Below are 18,041 nucleotides of genomic sequence, written 5' to 3' on the forward strand. Positions count from 1 at the left end.
CTTCGGCCACTCGGACACCTCTCCGTCTTGTGGGGCGTATAATAAAGATTTCAGAAAATATGTCAAACACTTTTATGCCAAAAATGACTATCTGGTTACAGAACACACATAAGTCAGCTTTAATTGTATAATTGGTTTGAAAAGTAAACGATTTAAATGTTTTTGTCTTGTGGGTTAACGCCCATTAAAGGCACTAAATCATCTTTGAGCTGCGCTAAATATTGCTCTTGGTAACCTAATTGCTGAAACTCAGCAATACAGGCTCGGTAATAAGCTTGTCGCTTTTGCTCTGTGGTGTCAGTTTCTGGCGATTCTTCAACTCGGTTGTCTTTCATATTATATTCTAAGTCCATTTGAGAATTCATATTTAGAGTGCTATTTTAACCCAGCTCAAAATTTTGGCGTATTTTAGCTAAGTTTTTTACATAAATACAACATAATGTTTAAAAAACAGTCATAAAATTACGTTATAGCACTGTTATTAAGGTCATTTAAAACAAGGCTACATTAAATAACCCAATCTGAATTAACTATTAATAAGCACTAATAACTAGCTTTAAAATTTAGCTTAGTACTAATTAATTAAAAAGCGAACAATCTTACCCTCTCTTTCGTCTGTTTTTATAAAGCAATTTACTCTCCAACTTTTTCTGCATTGGCGCTTATTTTTATACTCACACAAAAACGCCGCTAAAATTTAGCGGCGTTTATCACATTTATTTTGTTAAAGCTTAGTCAGCTTGTGGGCGCATATGCGGGAACAAAATAACATCTTTAATGGTTGGTGAATCAGTAAATAACATTACTAAGCGGTCAATACCAATACCTTCACCGGCAGTAGGCGGTAAGCCGTACTCTAGTGCGCGTATGTAGTCTTCATCGTAATGCATTGCTTCATCATCGCCGGCGTCTTTTTCTTCAACTTGGCGAGTAAAGCGCTCTGCTTGATCTTGCGCATCGTTAAGCTCCGAGAAGCCATTTGCAAGCTCACGTCCGCCAACAAAAAACTCAAAGCGGTCGGTAACAAATGGGTTTTCGTCGTTACGGCGCGCAAGTGGCGATACTTCCCACGGGTAGCCTGTAATAAATGTAGGTTGGATAAGCATGTGCTCAGCCGTTTCTTCAAATATTTCACATAAAAACTTACCTGGGCCCCATACACAATTTTCAGGAATTTTTACGTGCACTTGTTTAGCGTACGCTTTTAATTCTTCAAAGTGGTTTTCTGGGTCATTAAATACCGCAGCATCAAACTCAGGGTTATATTTTAAGATAGCATCAGCCATGCTTAGGCGCTCAAACGGTTTGCCAAAGTCGTACTCTACTGAGTCGATAACTTCGCCGTTTTCATCTTTAGTGGTATTAACTACAATTGGGCTACCTAAAACGTTTGTTGCAACTGTACGTAGCATGTCTTCGGTAATGTTCATCAGGTCGATGTAATCAGCGTAGGCTTGGTAAAATTCAATCATAGTGAATTCTGGGTTGTGGCGCGTTGATAACCCTTCGTTACGGAAGTTACGGTTAATTTCAAATACGCGGTCAAAACCACCTACTACTAAACGCTTAAGGTAAAGCTCAGGCGCTATACGTAAGTACATGTCTATATCAAGTGCGTTATGGTGAGTTACAAATGGACGCGCAGACGCACCGCCAGGAATAACCTGTAGCATTGGCGTTTCTACTTCCATAAAGTCGCGCTCTGCTAAAAAGCGACGAATACCTTCAACTACTTGTGAGCGAATGCGGAATGTTTCGCGCGTTGCTTCGTTAGTAATTAAATCAACATAACGTTGACGGTACTTGGTTTCTTGATCTGATAAACCATGAAACTTCTCTGGTAATGGGCGTAGTGACTTAGTAAGTAGTTCGTACTCGGTCATTTCTACGTATAAATCGCCTTTACCTGATTTATTAAGCGCACCTTTAACACCAATAATATCGCCAATATCTAGTTGGCCATATTTTGCTTTTAAGTCTTTTTGCACATCTTTAGATGCGTAAGCTTGTACACGGCCTTTCATGTCTTGAATGGCCATAAAAGGACCACGCTTAGCTAAAATACGGCCAGCAATTGATACAACGTGCTTAAGCTCTACTAATTCTTCTTTACTCTTATCACCAAACTCAGCCTGTAAATCAGCCGTGTAATGTTCACGACGGAACTGATTAGGATGACCGTTGGCTGGGCAATTTTCGCGAATAGCGTCTAATTTGCCGCGACGCTCAGCGATTAACTTATTTTCGTCTTGGATTTGATCAGTCATTTTTTAGCTCTTTTTTAGCTTGGTGGTTATAGGCCAGATTTTAGGCTGGCTTCAATAAATTTGTCTAGGTTGCCGTCAAGTACCGATTGCGTATTACGGTTTTCAACGCCAGTTCGTAAATCTTTAATACGTGCATCATCAAGTACGTAAGAACGAATTTGACTTCCCCAGCCAATATCCGACTTTGCGTCTTCTTGCGATTGCTTTTCAGCATTTTGCTGCTGAAGTTCAAGCTCAAATAATTTTGCTTTTAACTGCTTCATTGCTTGGGCTTTATTTTTGTGTTGTGAACGCTCGTTTTGACACTGAACAACCGTGTTGGTAGGTACGTGAGTAATACGTACTGCCGATTCGGTGGTATTAACGTGCTGACCACCCGCGCCCGATGCACGGTAAACGTCTATACGTAAGTCAGCCGGATTAATATCAATTTCAATATTGTCATCTACTTCTGGGTAAACAAACGCAGAGGCAAACGAGGTATGACGACGACCACTTGAATCAAATGGGCTTTTACGTACTAAACGGTGTACACCTGTTTCTGTGCGCAGCCAACCATATGCGTATTCGCCTACAAAGCGCACTGTTGCACCTTTAATACCGGCCACATCGCCATCGGTTGCTTCTACTAGCTCAACTTTAAAGCCTTTAGCTTCGCCCCAGCGTAAATACATGCGTAATAACATGTTACACCAGTCTTGTGCTTCAGTACCGCCAGACCCAGACTGTAAATCAAGGTAAGCATCGTTTGCATCGTGAGAGCCCGAAAACATACGGCGAAACTCTAAACCCTCAAGCTGTTTATTTAAGCCTTCAAGTTCAGTTTGCGCTTCAACAAACGTGTCTTCGTCTTCTGCTTCTACTGCAAGCTCTAATAAACCTTCTACGTCGTCAGCACCTGCTACTAAGTTGTCGATTGTTTCAACAACGGCTTCTAAGGCTGATTTTTCACGACCAAGTGCTTGTGCGCGCTCAGGTTCATTCCATACGGCTGAATCTTCAAGTTCGGCGTTTACTTCTTCTAGGCGCTCTTGTTTGTGAGCGTAGTCAAAGGTACCCCCGAAGCAGTTCAGTACGTTCGCGAATTTCCTTGATTTGATTAATCACAGGATTCACTTCAAACATGTACATTACTCCAAAATGGCTAGATTATTGCGCGCTAAAATTAGCACTAAACGCAATAAATTATCGTCAAATGATAAAAACGCCCGATTTTAACAAAAAACCGCGCGCTTTATTAGCCTTTTATGCATGCATTGTGCATATTTTTTAATGCACTTTTTCAAGCTCGCGAACAATTAATTGCAGGCTAAACTTGCCTCTAAATTCGTTTATGTCGAGCTGATAAGCCACTTTGACATAACGGGCCTCGGTGTCGGGCCATGCTTTTACATCTATTCCAAATGCAATAGCGTCAACTAAGCGTCCAGATTGATGTTTAAGCACCAGCTTTAAGTGCTTTTCGCCTACTATACGCTGCTGAATAACTTCAAAGGTGTGCTCAAATACCGGCTCAGGAAATTGCTGCCCCCATGGGCCTGATTGCTTTAATAGCTGAGCAAAGTCCATTGTAAAGCACTCGTTTGGCAGCTCGCCATCGGTAAACACAATGCAGCGTTTACTTTCTTCGCTTAACTGTGCGCTTACAGCTGCATCAAACGCGTTTTTAAAGTCATTAAAATTTTGCTCATCAATACTTAGCCCTGCCGCCATGGCGTGGCCGCCAAATTTATTAATTAAGTGCGGGTCGGCGGTATTTAGCCCTTCGAGTAAATCGCGCATGTGCAGCCCTTCAATAGAGCGGCACGAGCCTTTTATTTCACCGTTTTCGCCACCGGCAAAAATAACGGTTGGGCGGTGGTATTTTTCTTTTAAGCGACCCGCCAAAATACCAATAACACCTTGGTGCCAATCTTCTTGGTATAAACAAATGGCATCGGGAATGGTGTCATCACTAAACGCAAGCCTATCAAGCACAGCTTGCGCCTCGGCTTGCATGCCCTGCTCTATTTCGCGCCGTGCATGGTTTAAGCTATCTAACTCGCTGGCAATACGCCTTGCTTGGTTTATATCGGTACTTAATAAGCACGCTATGCCCAAACTCATGTCATCTAGTCGCCCTGCTGCGTTTAAACGCGGGGCCAACGAAAAACCAAAGTCACTGGCGCTTAAACGCGCTGCATTACGATTAGCCACTTCAATAAGCGCAGTAATACCTGGGCGTGTTTTACCGCTGCGAATACGCGCCAACCCTTGGTGTACTAAAGTGCGGTTATTTGCATCAAGCGCAACTACATCGGCCACGGTGCCAAGGGCAACTATATCAAGCAAGTCGGCTAAATTTGGCATAGTATGGCGTTCAAAATAACCTTGCTCTCGTAACGTGCTTCTAAGGGCTATAAGCAAGTAAAAGGCAACGCCGACACCCGCAATTGATTTTGAAGGAAAACGGCAATCATGGCGATTTGGGTTAACAATTGCATCGGCATTAGGGAGCTGCTCCCCTTGCAAGTGGTGATCAGTAACCAGTACTTTAATGCCCACTTTTTTTAGTATGTCTATGCCTGCAATACATGAAATACCGTTATCTACCGTAATGACCAGCTCTGGTTTTATATCAACAATTTGCTCAGCAAGCGCTGGGCTTAAACCATAGCCTAAGCTAAATCTATCCGGTACAAGGTAGTCTAAGTTATTAAAGCCAAACATTGCCAAGCCTTGCATTAAGGTGGCTGTACTGGTTGCGCCATCGGCATCGAAGTCGCCAACAATTAAAATGCGGCTTTGCGCATTCAGCGCATCAATTAATAGCTCGGTGGCTTTGTCGATGTCTTTAAACAGTTTAAAGTCGATTAGCGTGGCTGCACTATTATTTAGCTCGTGGGCATTTTGCACGTTACGCGTGGCATAAATTTGCTTAATAACAGGGTGCAGATCGCTTGGCAGGTAAGAATCGTCTACATTTTCGCGCGCAATGATCAGTTTTTTCATGCTGGTTTTTAACTTATGGTGTTCATAATAAAAAGACAAAAAAAGGCCATAAAGGCCTTTTTAAACCAATTCGCTTAATTAAGTGATCTATTTTGAGGCTGGAAAAACGTGTTGATAGCTAGGTAAAAAATTCGCTATTTAGTTGTTCTCGGCAATTGCTCCTGCATTGCTCTATCTTCTGCATCCATGCAGTCGTAAATAAGCATTTTTTAACGCCTGAAGCAGCATGTTTAGCCCCGCAAAATGATTAAATATTATCGCGGATTGGTATTAAACAGTTACTCAGATTTTTAATTAACCTGCTTTGTTCGCCTCAAGCGCTGCACTTAATGCCGCGGCTGGCTGGTAGCCTGGGATCATTGTACCGTCTTCTAAAATAATGGCTGGCGTGCCGCTAATACCAAAGCTTTGGCCTAGCTGGTAATGCTCAGCTACTGGTGCGCTACAACCGGCAACTACTTTAGTGTCTTCGCCTGATTTAGCTTCTGTTAGTGCTTCTTGCTGGTCGCGTGCACACCATACATTCATTAAATCGGCGTAGCCCGAACCTTGCAGTCCACCACGCGGAAACGCTAAATAACGAACAGTAATGCCTGCATCAAGCAAGTCGTCTAGTTCGCGGTGTAATTTACGACAATAGCCACAACTAATATCGGTAAATACCGTAATTTGGTGTTTTTCGTTAGGCGCTTTATAAACAATCATTGAATCTTGGTATTCTTTAATACCTTCAACACGGACACCATTTAACGCTTGCTCGGTTAAGTTGCTGCGGTTGTTTAAATCAATTAGCGTGCCTTGCATTAAAAACTGGCCGTCTGGGCTGGCGTAAAGTACACCTTTATTTGTAATAAGCTCTTTTAAACCGGCAACAGGGCTTGGGTTTATTTGCTTAACTGTTACACCTAACGTGGCAAATTTAGTAACAATAGGATCATTAGCATCTGGCGTTGTGGCTACGCCATTTGCAAATGCACTAATACTTGTGCACAACATTGCACCTGCTAACATTAATTTTTTCATAATTTTCTCTATCTAATAATACGTACTAAATTGACCGCTAAGCTGATATTAAATTTCATATTACGCGCGCGGATGATGCTCTGAGTGTACCGATTTTAAGCGTTCATTGGCAACATGGGTATAAATTTGTGTAGTCGATAAGTCGCTGTGCCCTAACATCATCTGCACCACTCTTAAGTCGGCACCATGATTAAGTAAATGTGTTGCAAAGGCATGACGCAATGTATGCGGCGATAAATCAGACTCAATAGACGCCAAAATAGCATAGTGTTTAATACGATGCCAAAAGGTTTGTCGGGTCATACCTACACCGCGTTTTGAAGGAAACACAAAATCGGTGGCGTGTTTTATCATTTGTGCACGCCCCCCTTTTAAAAACTGCTCAAGCCAGTACATGGCTTCTTCGCCTAAAGGTACTAAGCGCTCTTTGTTGCCCTTACCTTTTACAAACACAACCGACTGGCGCAAGTTAATTTGCTCCATACGCAGCCCTACAAGCTCGGTTACACGCAAGCCCGTAGCATAAAGTAGCTCTAGCATGGCTTTATCGCGCAGCCCCATTGGCTCTTCAATATTGGGCGCACTTAATAATGCCTCTACCTCGGCTTCTGAGAGCGTTTTAGGTAACGATTGACCCGCTTTTGGTTGCGCAATGTTTTCAAGCGGTGAGCTTGCGATATGTTTTTCACGTACAAAATACTGATAAAACCGCTTTAACGCACTTATGCTGCGTGCCGTGCTACGTGGTTTCAACCCTAAATCTACGCGATACGCTAGGTAGCTTTCTATATCTAAGCTGGTTACCGCCATTAAGCTTTCGCCTTTTAAAAACTGACAAAACTTATCTAGGTCACTGCGATACGCGCTAAGGGTGTTTTCGCTTACACCTTGCTCTAAGTACAAGCTATCTAAAAAGGTTTCTAAAAAGTCGCTGTTGCTGTTTAGCTCGGTATTTGGTTCAGGTAAATCGTCAGGTAGCGTTGTCACGTTGTGATCTCATGTTGGTAATACCCACGGTAGAAGGTATCAATTAAAAATACCTTACGGTAAACTGCGCCCTATCATAACAGGCAATTACACAGTGATAAATACGATGCAGATTGGTTTATTTTTTGGCTCTACTACATGCTACACAGAGATGGCAGCAGAAAAAATTCGCGACCTTATTGGCGCCGATGTAGTGACCTTACACAATATTAAAGACGAACCACTTAAAAATGCAGAGCAGTACGACTTTATCATCTTTGGTATTTCAACATGGGATTTTGGAGAAATACAAGAAGACTGGGAGTCTAAGTGGGACGACATTAAAGATGTAAACCTAAATGGTAAAACCATTGCTTTATTTGGCATGGGCGACCAACAAGGTTACGGACAATGGTTTCAAGACGCCCTTGGTATGCTTCACGATGAAATAAATACCCAGTCGTTTACGCAACTTGGTTTTTGGCCAAACGATGAAAACTACGAGTTTGAAGCGTCAAAAGCACTTACCCCCGATGGCAAACACTTTGTTGGCCTAGCGCTTGATGAAGACAGCCAATACGAGCTAAGCGATGAGCGCATAGCCAGCTGGGTTGAACAAATAATGACAGAGTATAGCGAAACGCTATAACGAGTTTGGCCTAAACCATGTTTAGGCCAATACATTACAAATAACTAAGTTTTTTAGCGCACTTTTTTTCACGTATTTTTGCTTGCCTTTGCAATAGCCAATTAGGCGCAAAGGTATTAATAATACATGCCAGTACAATAAGCACTGAGCCTATTACTTGCGATAAACTTAATGTTGTATCGTAAAAAATTAGCTGAAATAACAACGCAAATAATAAGTTAGAATAAATAAGTGGTGCTAACTGCGAGTTAGAACTGGCTAATCGGTACGCCTTTCCTCTAAAAAACTGCGTTGCAGCAGTCGAAAACCCAATTAATGCCACCATCAGTAATAAACTATAATTGCTTATATCGATTGCAAAACCTTGGTAAAATAGCTCACCTTCGCTGGTAAACATTAATACTGGCACCATAAAAATGGCAGCCAGCGTAAAACTCCAACCGTTAATAACCATCATCGGAAGCTTAATTTTACTGGCTCTAAACAAGGTGATTTGCGAGCAGGCATTAAAAATACCAGCCCCTAAACCAATTAATAAGCTCCAGCGCCATTGTATGCCATCGCTATGAATATTTTGAATAATCACACCCGCAAACATCAGCGCCATTGTAGGTAGCAATAACCAATTTAATTTAGTTTTAAAAAGCACCCGTTCTATTAGCGGTATAAATAACGGCCCAGTGCTAAATAAAATAACCGCTTCCACCAGCGTTAAAGTATTTAGCGCCACTAAAAAGCAGTTTTGGCACAGCACTATAAAAATTGCGCGAATAGCAAAGGTTCGCCATGCTGATTTATTAGGTAGCTGCCATTTAATACCTGCCGCCAATGCCAGCATAATAATCGCGGGTAAAAACACCCGTAAAAAAACCACTTCGCTGGTGCTAAAGTAATCGGTAAGTAACTTGGCTATAAAGCTATTTAACGCCAAGGTAAATGTAGAGAGCAGCATAAACACACTAGCACGAGAATTTAACGTCACCGCAGTTATCCTTTGAATAAAAAATGAATGTAAAAAGCAAAATTAAAGGCTTAATTTTTTTAATCTATTTATTATTTTTCAAAAAATTGGCATTGGCTTTTATGGCGCTAATTTTACGTGTACTTTATAAATTTAAAAGCGAATAATATTAAACTAACCTGTAAGTAAAACTTAACTGTTAATAAATAACCTATGATCAAATCAGCGCCGTTAAAATCTCTCTATACGTTTATAGCTGTTGCCGAAACTGGCAGCATGGTGCTCGCGGCTGAGCAGCTAAGTATTAGTCACTCGGCGGTAAGTCAATCTATTAAAGCGTTAGAGTTACAACTTAATACACCGCTTTTTAATCGCATTGGTCGCCGCGTTGAGCTCAACCCTGTGGGTGAGCGCTATTACAAACGCATAGCCCCAGCCATGGCTGAAATTTTAGCAGCCAGCCAAGAGGCAAGTAACACAGCGAATGAGCCAACTTATTTAACACTCAATATGGTTAACTCACTAGCTCTGCACTGGTGGATCCCTAGGGTGGCTGATTTTCAGCGCATTTCGCCAAACAGCGACATTCGTATTTCTAACTTGGTGGGAGAATTTGATTTAGAGCGCGAAGGGATTGATGCAGCGATTATTCATGGCCAGCCCGATAAGTGGCAAAAATATCACTGTGAAAAACTAGCCGACGATCAGTTAATTTTAGTCTGTAACCCACAGCTTTTAGTTGGCTTAAATAAAGATGAGTTAACCGCGCAAAATTTGCTGCAGCGTTTTAAAGCAATCTACGTTACCAACCCACGTAGGCAAAACGATTGGCAAACGTGGTGCGAGGCTAATAATTTAGCGCAGCCTAAGCAGCATAATAACTTAACCTTTAATATTTCAGTGCAAGCAACGCAAGCCGCGATGCGCCAGCTTGGCGTTTTGGTCACCCACAAACAATTTGTACGCGACGATATAAAGCACGGCATGCTCACGCAAATTGGCCAAAGCATTGTTAATCCGCATCAGCAGTTTTATTTTGCAACGAGCCACGCCATGCTTAATCACCCACAGGTAAGCGCATTACGAGCGTGGCTTAAACGCGAGTTTTTAAAAACAGCAAACGAGTAGTGCTACTCCACACGTTGCCAATATTGGTTACGGTAAAAAAAGCCTATATAGCCACGTACTTCCAATGTTTTACCGTCGTTTTGTGGTGTTAGTTGCACGGTATAGGTTTTACCATTTGTAGGGTCAAGTATTTCACCATCGCCCCACACGCCATCATCTTCTGGCTTTACATCAGTGATTATGGTCATCCCTAAAATAGGCTGATTTTTTAATGCCCCATCACACTCTTTACAAATACCGGTTTGTTTAGCTGGGTCTAAAATAGTCTCAACTTTACCACTGAGCACCTTATCGTTTTGAGTAATGCGTACATACGATTTAGCCTCGTTGGTGTCTTCATCTATGGTTTTCCAAAGCCCAACAGGAGTCATGTTTGCAAGCGCACCTTGGCTTAAAAATAAAGCCGCAGCGAGTGTAGTTAGTAACGGTAATTTATTTAACTTTTTCATTGTGTTGCCTAAATTAAAAATGGCGAATAAAACGATAATACCAGCTGATTTATAAACGCACTATTAAATTAAACTGCTATTTAGGTACATATAAAAGTAAAAAACCAAGTACGCGTTAACCCACTTGGTTTTAAATTGGCTGATAGTTTTTTAACGTACGCGTTTTAAAGTACGTATTTAAAAGTCACGTACCTCTACACTTGAGCTGTTAAATTCAAACATATTAATTTTGCCACACTGTGCCATATGGTTAGTACTTGTATAGGGGGTATTTGCTTGGCTTATATCGCCTTCCCACTCTTCGCCATTTTTTATAAATGCTTTTAATTCAAACCATCCGTTAACAGCTTTACTGCAATCCATATCAACATCCAGCATCCAATAGTGTTCGCCCCATATATTAAGGGGTGTAACACCAAAGCCATCTACTGTTACCGATTTTTGGGCGCCATATTCACTTGGCCAAACATTTGTAGTCCAATCCATTGCAGTGCCTTGCGCTTCACTGCTTTGGCCTTGTTCAATTCCATACCAATCTAGGTAGTTATCGTTTGCTTTCCAAGGCGTTGTGGTGTTGTTTTTTAGATTGTTATGGCGAATTGGCATAGCACATTCAACATTTGTTGTTTGGCAGTTTCTAGCAAGGTTTGTATTTGCATAGTTGTGGTCTATACCACCGCGTACAAACATGTCTTGTCCGCTTTGTGTTTGAGCATTAATAAAAACAACGGTTCTTTGCCAGTCGCTATTATTAGGCACTGCCTCTTGGGTTAATTTAGCATTTTTATGAATTGCTATTGCATCCCATGGCGCTACATTTAAATTTATGGTGCCGTTGCTATTAACTGTTATTACTTCACCGCTACAGCTAGTAGCATTACCCAAAAGCTCGCCTTTTAACACATTGCAGTACTGTCCAGGCGCCATATCTGTTTGAATTGTTGCATTAAGCGTTGAGTCTTCTTTATTAATTGCCATATGACCAGAGCTACCACGTCCAAATGCAATCTGGTTATGGGTGTTATCCCACCAATTTGTTACTACCCAGTTGTCGGCTGTGTTATTTCTAAAATCGACACCACCCGCAATATAAGACCAGCGATGCTCACACTTCCAGTTACTTGCAAAACATTCTAAATTACCATTATTGTGCACCGGTACACTTGGCCCACCCGCATCTGTATCGCCGTGAAAATCATAACTCGACATTACTTTTGGATACCCATACGGATACGCCAACATAAATACGTTGGCTAGGTCGTATAAACGGCCATCTTCAAAGGTGATTACATTACCTGCACCACCATGGCCGCGCTGATTGTCGTGGTTATCTACAAATACCACAGCTGATGAACTTGGCATAAAGCCCCAGCCTTCACCAAAATTACTTAACCATGTAAGCGAGCCATTTCTAAAGGTATTACCAAGCTGCGTACTGTATTTAAACTCGGTAACTAGCCCTGTACTTAAATACTCTGAGGCTGCAACCGCTTCAGTACCTTGATCTATCACCTCATGAAACACCACTGGCGAGCCATTTATTTTTGCCATTAAACTTTGAATATCACTTGCAGCAACATGCTTAGCAGCATCAAACCTAAAACCTTTAACACCCATAGCTTGAAGATCATTAATATATGCCGCTAATGTATTTTGCACATAATTTGAAGAAGTGTTTAAATCGGCCAGCCCTACTAGCTCACAGTTTTGCACGCGATAACGGTTATTACCGTAATCTTCTGGGTTAATAGAGCAACTTTCGTGAAAATCTTGTGGGCTATAAATAGGGTATTGTTTATTACCAAAAGTGTTACCAGCAGTGCCCGTACCACTGCCGGCTGCCATATGGTTTATTAATGTATCAACATATATATCGACGCCTGCGGCGTTACAGCGATTAACCATATCTATAAATTGCGAACGGTTACCGCCTCGGCTTTGTAGTTGGTAGCTCACAGGTTGATAGCGAGTCCACCATTGGCTACCTGTAATATGCTCGTTAGGCGGAGACACCTGTACAGCAGCGTACCCTTTTGGTCCTAAAAACTGCTCACATTCTTGGGCTACATCTTGCCAATTCCATTCAAATAAATGCACAAATGTTGTAGGCGCAGCCGATACTAAACTTGGTAAGGTTAAACCTAAGCTAAAACCTGCAGTGGTGATCATTTTATTCAGTTTCATAGTGTGTGTTTCCAGTGTTGGGCGAGTTAAACAACATACTCGACGTTATTTACAAGTGGTTAACACTAGTTTGAGAGTTGCTCAAATAAAAACTGAATACGTATGCATAATGGGTAAACTATCCTTTATTACTAGATAATTACCAGCCTTAAAAATTACATCTTCAAGTAAAACGCTTTACATAACGCAATATAATCATTGCTGTAGCGGTTGTTTTCATCTTTTATGCATAGGGAGGTAAGCTCAGGTAAAGTGTTTACTAAGCTAAAACGCATCAAACTACGGCTAAATGCTTTACTTGGTGTGGTTTTTACTTGGCAATGCGCGTTTAAATAAAGCCCGTTTTGTTTTGCCAATTCAATGAATAAGCCCGCCTCCGTGGTGGGTAAAATCACGTTAAAGCACGATTGCTCATGACTTAAACGCATATAGGCATGTATTAGTTCGTCAAAACTTAAACCATCGGTATGGCGTGCGGTGTTACGGGCATTGCTTAGCCCTTTTAAACTGCGGTTAAAATAAGGGGGGTTAGATATCACGACATCAAATGGCGCCGCCTGTTTAAACGCTTGTATAGTGGTGTGCTTTACTGTGATATTTGGCCACGGGCTAGAGACTATATTTTGCTGCGCTTGCTTGTAAGCAGCTTCATCAATTTCAACAGCGGTTATGCTAAGTGCTGGTTGGCGCTGTTTACACATAAGCGCAAGTAAACCGGTGCCTGTGCCTATATCGAGTAATGTGTTGGCGCCTTTTAAATACGCCCATGCGCCAAGTAAAATGCCGTCGGTTGAGACCTTCATAGCACAGCTATCGTGCTCAACCTTAAATTGTTTAAACGTAAACCCTGACATTTTTTCACCTTTTCATTCACCAACTGGCGTATAGCGCGTATAATTGCAGGTAATTGTCCCTTATTTTAGACACTCTATGCAATTTTCTGAATTTGATCTTGATACTAAACTACTCAACGCCATTGATAAAATGGGCTACGAGACACCAACCAGCATTCAACAACAAGCTATTCCTGAAGCGCTGCAAGGTCGCGATATTTTAGCATCAGCACCTACTGGCACAGGTAAGACGGCGGCATTTTTAATTCCGGCTATTCAATACTTAATGGATTTTCCGCGTCGCGACCCAGGTTTTGCACGTGTGTTAATAATGACCCCAACCCGTGAACTGGCTTATCAAATTCATGAGCAGTGTGAACTGCTTGCTAAAGGCACTCACCTTAAAATTGGTGTAGTAACAGGTGGTATAAACTACGGCACCCATAAAGAAATTTTTGAAAACAATAACGATATTTTAATCGCCACACCAGGGCGTTTAATGGAATACCTTGAAACCGAAAATTTCCATGCTGAAAACGTAGAAATGCTTATTCTTGATGAAGCCGACCGCATGTTAGACATGGGCTTTAGAAAAGAAATGCTGCGCATATGTGACGAAGCTAAAAACCGTCGTCAGTGCTTTTTATTCTCTGCGACGTTAGAAGGCGATAGCGTTGAGTTATTTGCAGAGCGTATTTTAAACGACCCAGCTTTACTTGAAGCCGAATCGTCACGCAAAGAAAAAGCAAAAATTCATCAATGGGTTCACCTTGCTGATGACTACCACCACAAGCTTGAGCTGTTGGTTAATACCCTAAACGGCCCAGATGTAAGTAAAGCCATTGTGTTTGTAAAAACCCGTGAGCGCCTAGAAACGCTAATTGGTGAGCTAACTAACAATGGCGTAAAAGCCGCGTGGCTGCGTGGCGAAATGCCGCAAGATAAGCGCATGAAAGCGATGGAAAATTTCCACAGTGGCAAAACGCGCATATTAATAGCAACCGATGTTGCGGCCCGCGGTATTGATGTTTCTGACATTAGCCACGTAATTAACTTTGATATGCCGCGCACTGCCGATGTCTATGTACACCGTATAGGCCGTACTGGCCGTGCGGGTAAAAAAGGGATTGCTATATCATTAGTTGAAGCGCACGACATTGGCATTTTATACAAGGTTGAGCGATACACAGAGCAAAAACTTAAGCGCCGCATAATTAAAGGGCTTGAGCCACAGCATAAAGAAGCTAAGCCACCCGCTAAAAAGCGTAAAGATCCGGTAAAAATGAAAGCTAAGAAAAAAGCCAAAGCTAAAATTAAAAAGAAATAGCACACCATAAATAAACAAGCCGGCAGTTGCCGGCTTTTTTGTACCCGTTACAAATGTAACCCAAGCATGTAACTCATTCCCATTAAAATGTAATTATTGCCCACCTGAATTCTCACTTAATAAAATAACCTTATATTTCAACAAATTAAAACTGGCATCGAAATTGTAACTGAGAAAGTAACTCAGCTAAGAATAGCTGCACGATTAACCGTAATGTAAGGATGAAGTTATGAACCGCTTTAAGTTAACTATCGCTTTAGTATCATTTTGTTGTTTATTTTTATTAGCTTGCGCTACAAAAGTAAGTGCAGCAACTAACTTAGCCGTAGTAAGCAGTGTGGCTACTCAACCTAACTTACAACAAACAATCACCAATACGTTACGCACTAACCCAAACTTAGCATTAAGCGATATTCGCGTGCAGGTTGAAGACGGCGAAGTTGACCTATACGGTGAAGCGCAAACAGGTTTTCAGCGTGCACTTGCGCAAAAGTTTTTAGAAAATATGGATGGCGTTAAAATTATCCGTAATAAAATTAGTGTTATCTGATACCGCATTACAATATTTGTTTATATAACTTATTCCTCTGCGTGGCTTGTTTCTCCAACACAAGCCGCGCTTTTTTATGCTTAATAGCACACTTTAGTATCTAAACTTCTAGCTTTAGCCCCCTATTAAAAAATAGAGCAAACACTGAGCCGTCCTTTCCCACTCTTTTAAATTAGTGACTTACTACAGCTTTGATAAAAGAATGCTATAACAAGGCTGTAAAGTTCATATAATCAGCGCATTTTTAATACCGTTGGCAACCTATTACTACTCACTAATTAACCACACCATAAATAACAGTTAATAATATATGACTTAATGCATGCAAATGCCCCATAACTTACACAAGGAAGCTAATACATGAAATGGTTTATTTAGTACTGTTAATCCCTCTTATTGGCCATGCAGAGGAAGGTACTTTTGGCTTTGCTGCAGATGTGTCTGTATCCGGCTTTTTAGCCCAGAAATTAGTGAAATAGATATTATAAAAGTCTATGCAGATTCTGTTGCTGATCTGGCAGGATTAAAAGTAGGCGACAAAGTAATAGAGCTAGATAGCTGCACTATTCCAGCCTGCCTGCTGAGGTTACAAAAAAATCGATGACAAAAAACAGTGGTGAAACGCTTTTACTACTAATCAAAAAAACTCGATGGCGGCGAAAAGCAAATAAGTATTAACTTAAAATAAATTTATTAAAAGTATAGTTAAATTTAATCCGACATAGCGCTTTGAAATTACTAGCAGCGCACTTTTTATGTAAAAATGCGCTGCTAGTGGGTAACTATTACTGGGCTAGTTTAAACCAGTATTAGTCGCTCATTCGCTTTGGTTTGAACCCGTATTACTATCACCTTGTTGTTTGTGTGACTGTTGGTTTATTTTATCGCTTATCATGGCATCGAGCTTTTCGCCGCCTTTAATGCCAAAATCTAACGTACGTATTGGGAATGGAATACTTATATCTGCAGCATCAAGCGCTTGTTTAACAGCGACTACGCCTTTATGGCGTACTGTCATAAAGTCTGGCTCGCCTGGGTATTTTATCCAAAACCACACCAGTAAATTAATACTGCTGTCGCCAAAACCTTCTGCGTACACAGCGGTTTCATCTTTACGTATTACAAAGTCAAACTCGTTAATTTTATCAACGATAACTTCTTTGGCTTTTTCAATGTCGTCGCCGTATGAAATACCCACCGGTACCTCTATGCGCCTAACGCCTAACGTGGTGTAATTTTTTAACACATTTCTAAATAATACCTTGTTAGGTACCAGTATTAACTGCCCGTAAAAGCTCTCTATTAGCGTGTTACGCAGGTTTATAGAATGTACCGAGCCAAATACATCGTCGGTTTCAATTACATCACCCGCTTTAAATGGCTTGCGTATTCCCATAGCAATACCGGCAATTAAGTTCTCGGTCATGTCTTGAAAAGCAAAGCCAATGGCTAAACCCACAATACCCGCACCCGCTAGTAACGATGTGACTGTGCCTTTTAACCCCATAAAATCTAAAGCGATAAATAGGCCCACACATAACACAATAACCTTAAAAATAGACGCCATTAAATCAGCAATTTGCTTAGAGTCGAGTGAGCGCCTTAATAGGTTTTTCATTAGCTGGCCGGCAAAGCGCGCTATTATTGAAAATACAATGGCTATCACCACTGCCACAATAAAGTTTGGGATGTGGCTTATTACTACATCAAACCACCCTCCGAGTTTTTCTTCGATGAGTTTTTCGGCTTCGGCTACTGAAGGTATGTTGATCATATTTTTACACCTATCTATTTTTTATCTCATTAATAGTAGGTGAAGTTAGCAAGTTTAGCGCCAGCATAAAAAAAGCCATGCAATGCATGGCTTTTTAACTCATTGTTTGCTGAGTACAAACGCTTAGTTTTGCTCGTCGCGCATAAATACAGGCTCAAGATCTTTAGTGGTTGCTTCAGGGCTAAAGTAATAACCCGCCACAGTAAACTCTTTTAATTGGCTAAGCTGTGTTACCTGGTTTTCTATAATGTAACGGGCCATCATGCCGCGCGCTTTTTTAGCGTAAAAGCTAATTACCTTATATTGACCATTTTTGCAGTCTTTAAAATGCGGGGTAATAATTTGCGCATTGAGTGCTTTTTTATCTACTGCTTTAAAGTACTCGTTTGAAGCAAGATTAACGAGGTATTGTGCGTCTTGCGCTTTTAATTCCTCGTTTAATTTATTAGCAATAATGCTACCCCAAAATTCATACAAATTTTTCCCGCGAGGGTTATCAAGCTTGGTGCCCATTTCTAGGCGGTAGGCTTGCATTAAATCAAGCGGTTTTAGCAAGCCGTATAAACCCGAAAGTATTCGTAAATGGCTTTGCGCATAATCGAGGTTAGCGGCAGTGAGTGTTGCAGCATCTAAACCACCGTACACATCGCCGTTAAAGGCTAGTACAGCTTGTTTAGCATTACTTTGTGTAAATGGTTGCGACCATTCGCTAAAGCGCGCAGCGTTAAGCCCTGCAAGCTTATCGCTAATTTTCATTAGGCTGCCAATTTGCGCTGGAGTTAGTTCACGGCATACTTTCATGAGCTCTTCGCTGTGCTCTAGTAATTCAGGTTGAGTGAACTTATCTGTTGCGGGTGGCGTTTCGTAATCAAGATTTTTTGCTGGTGAAATAACAGTGATCATAGTTAGCTATTGACTTGTAATTTATTTAATGTCAAT

16 protein-coding genes are annotated in these 18,041 nt (G+C 41.2%); 4 read left to right on the plus strand and 12 right to left on the minus strand.

From position 1 onward, the window contains the following. Positions 1-152: 152 nt before the first annotated feature. From B2R65_RS10710 to xerD, 6 genes are all read right to left on the minus strand, one after another. Positions 153-335, minus strand: a complete 183-nt coding sequence (locus B2R65_RS10710; protein WP_024031585.1) for a hypothetical protein — start codon at positions 333-335, stop codon at positions 153-155. Between the two features lie 396 nt (positions 336-731). Next, the gene (gene lysS / locus B2R65_RS10715; RefSeq protein WP_096739134.1) at positions 732-2,267 is read right to left on the minus strand and encodes a lysine--tRNA ligase; all 1,536 of its coding nucleotides are present in this window, start codon (positions 2,265-2,267) and stop codon (positions 732-734) included. A gap of 26 nt (positions 2,268-2,293) precedes the next feature. Beyond that, a protein-coding gene (gene prfB / locus B2R65_RS10720) for a peptide chain release factor 2 (protein ID WP_096041210.1) occupies positions 2,294-3,392 on the minus strand; the annotation gives its coding sequence in 2 pieces (ribosomal slippage) (positions 2,294-3,316 and positions 3,318-3,392; 1,098 coding nt in all). Positions 3,393-3,536: 144 nt separating this feature from the next. Continuing rightward, entirely contained in the window at positions 3,537-5,258 is a 1,722-nt protein-coding gene (gene recJ, locus B2R65_RS10725) for a single-stranded-DNA-specific exonuclease RecJ (protein WP_273611872.1), read from the minus strand. Positions 5,259-5,552: 294 nt separating this feature from the next. After that, positions 5,553-6,281, minus strand: coding sequence for a bifunctional protein-disulfide isomerase/oxidoreductase DsbC (dsbC, locus tag B2R65_RS10730; protein WP_004588004.1), 729 nt, complete (start codon positions 6,279-6,281; stop codon positions 5,553-5,555). Between the two features lie 60 nt (positions 6,282-6,341). Continuing rightward, positions 6,342-7,268: a site-specific tyrosine recombinase XerD gene (gene xerD, locus B2R65_RS10735; RefSeq protein WP_286742440.1), complete on the minus strand. Its 927-nt coding sequence runs from the start codon at positions 7,266-7,268 to the stop codon at positions 6,342-6,344. A 106-nt stretch (positions 7,269-7,374) separates the two neighbouring features. Here xerD and fldB point away from each other — a divergent pair, with 106 nt between their 5' ends. Continuing rightward, entirely contained in the window at positions 7,375-7,896 is a 522-nt protein-coding gene (gene fldB / locus B2R65_RS10740) for a flavodoxin FldB (RefSeq protein WP_004588002.1), read from the plus strand. Between the two features lie 34 nt (positions 7,897-7,930). Here fldB and B2R65_RS10745 read toward each other — a convergent pair whose 3' ends face one another. Next, positions 7,931-8,878 (minus strand): DMT family transporter, encoded by a 948-nt coding sequence (locus tag B2R65_RS10745; protein ID WP_273588921.1) that lies wholly within the window; start codon positions 8,876-8,878, stop codon positions 7,931-7,933. A 192-nt stretch (positions 8,879-9,070) separates the two neighbouring features. Here B2R65_RS10745 and B2R65_RS10750 point away from each other — a divergent pair, with 192 nt between their 5' ends. Then, positions 9,071-9,985 carry a LysR substrate-binding domain-containing protein gene (locus B2R65_RS10750; protein ID WP_054983746.1) on the plus strand — a complete coding sequence of 305 codons (915 nt, stop codon included), beginning with the start codon at positions 9,071-9,073 and terminating at the stop codon, positions 9,983-9,985. 2 nt (positions 9,986-9,987) lie between these two features. On the opposite strand, the gene B2R65_RS10755 is transcribed toward B2R65_RS10750, so the two are convergent. The 3 genes from B2R65_RS10755 to B2R65_RS10765 all read right to left on the minus strand — a co-directional run bounded on the left by B2R65_RS10755 (position 9,988) and on the right by B2R65_RS10765 (position 13,472). Next, a complete protein-coding gene (locus tag B2R65_RS10755) occupies positions 9,988-10,434 on the minus strand; it encodes a DUF2147 domain-containing protein (protein ID WP_273611873.1) in 447 nt (148 codons plus the stop codon). A 177-nt stretch (positions 10,435-10,611) separates the two neighbouring features. Beyond that, positions 10,612-12,618 (minus strand): alpha-amylase, encoded by a 2,007-nt coding sequence (locus B2R65_RS10760; protein WP_286742447.1) that lies wholly within the window; start codon positions 12,616-12,618, stop codon positions 10,612-10,614. A gap of 155 nt (positions 12,619-12,773) precedes the next feature. Continuing rightward, positions 12,774-13,472 carry a tRNA1(Val) (adenine(37)-N6)-methyltransferase gene (locus tag B2R65_RS10765; protein WP_286742449.1) on the minus strand — a complete coding sequence of 233 codons (699 nt, stop codon included), beginning with the start codon at positions 13,470-13,472 and terminating at the stop codon, positions 12,774-12,776. Between the two features lie 76 nt (positions 13,473-13,548). Here B2R65_RS10765 and srmB point away from each other — a divergent pair, with 76 nt between their 5' ends. Next, entirely contained in the window at positions 13,549-14,778 is a 1,230-nt protein-coding gene (srmB, locus tag B2R65_RS10770; protein WP_004587997.1) for an ATP-dependent RNA helicase SrmB, read from the plus strand. A 229-nt stretch (positions 14,779-15,007) separates the two neighbouring features. Then, entirely contained in the window at positions 15,008-15,328 is a 321-nt protein-coding gene (locus B2R65_RS10775; RefSeq protein WP_004587996.1) for a BON domain-containing protein, read from the plus strand. A gap of 817 nt (positions 15,329-16,145) precedes the next feature. Here B2R65_RS10775 and B2R65_RS10780 read toward each other — a convergent pair. Together B2R65_RS10780 and yaaA are read right to left on the minus strand one after the other, a co-directional pair. Next, positions 16,146-17,102 carry a mechanosensitive ion channel family protein gene (locus B2R65_RS10780; protein WP_286742453.1) on the minus strand — a complete coding sequence of 319 codons (957 nt, stop codon included), beginning with the start codon at positions 17,100-17,102 and terminating at the stop codon, positions 16,146-16,148. 123 nt (positions 17,103-17,225) lie between these two features. Beyond that, a complete protein-coding gene (yaaA, locus tag B2R65_RS10785) occupies positions 17,226-18,005 on the minus strand; it encodes a peroxide stress protein YaaA (RefSeq protein WP_004587994.1) in 780 nt (259 codons plus the stop codon). Positions 18,006-18,041 lie beyond the last annotated feature (36 nt).

This window comes from Pseudoalteromonas sp. UBA2102 (genome assembly GCF_002331165.1).
In the GTDB taxonomy this organism is placed as follows: domain Bacteria; phylum Pseudomonadota; class Gammaproteobacteria; order Enterobacterales; family Alteromonadaceae; genus Pseudoalteromonas; species Pseudoalteromonas atlantica.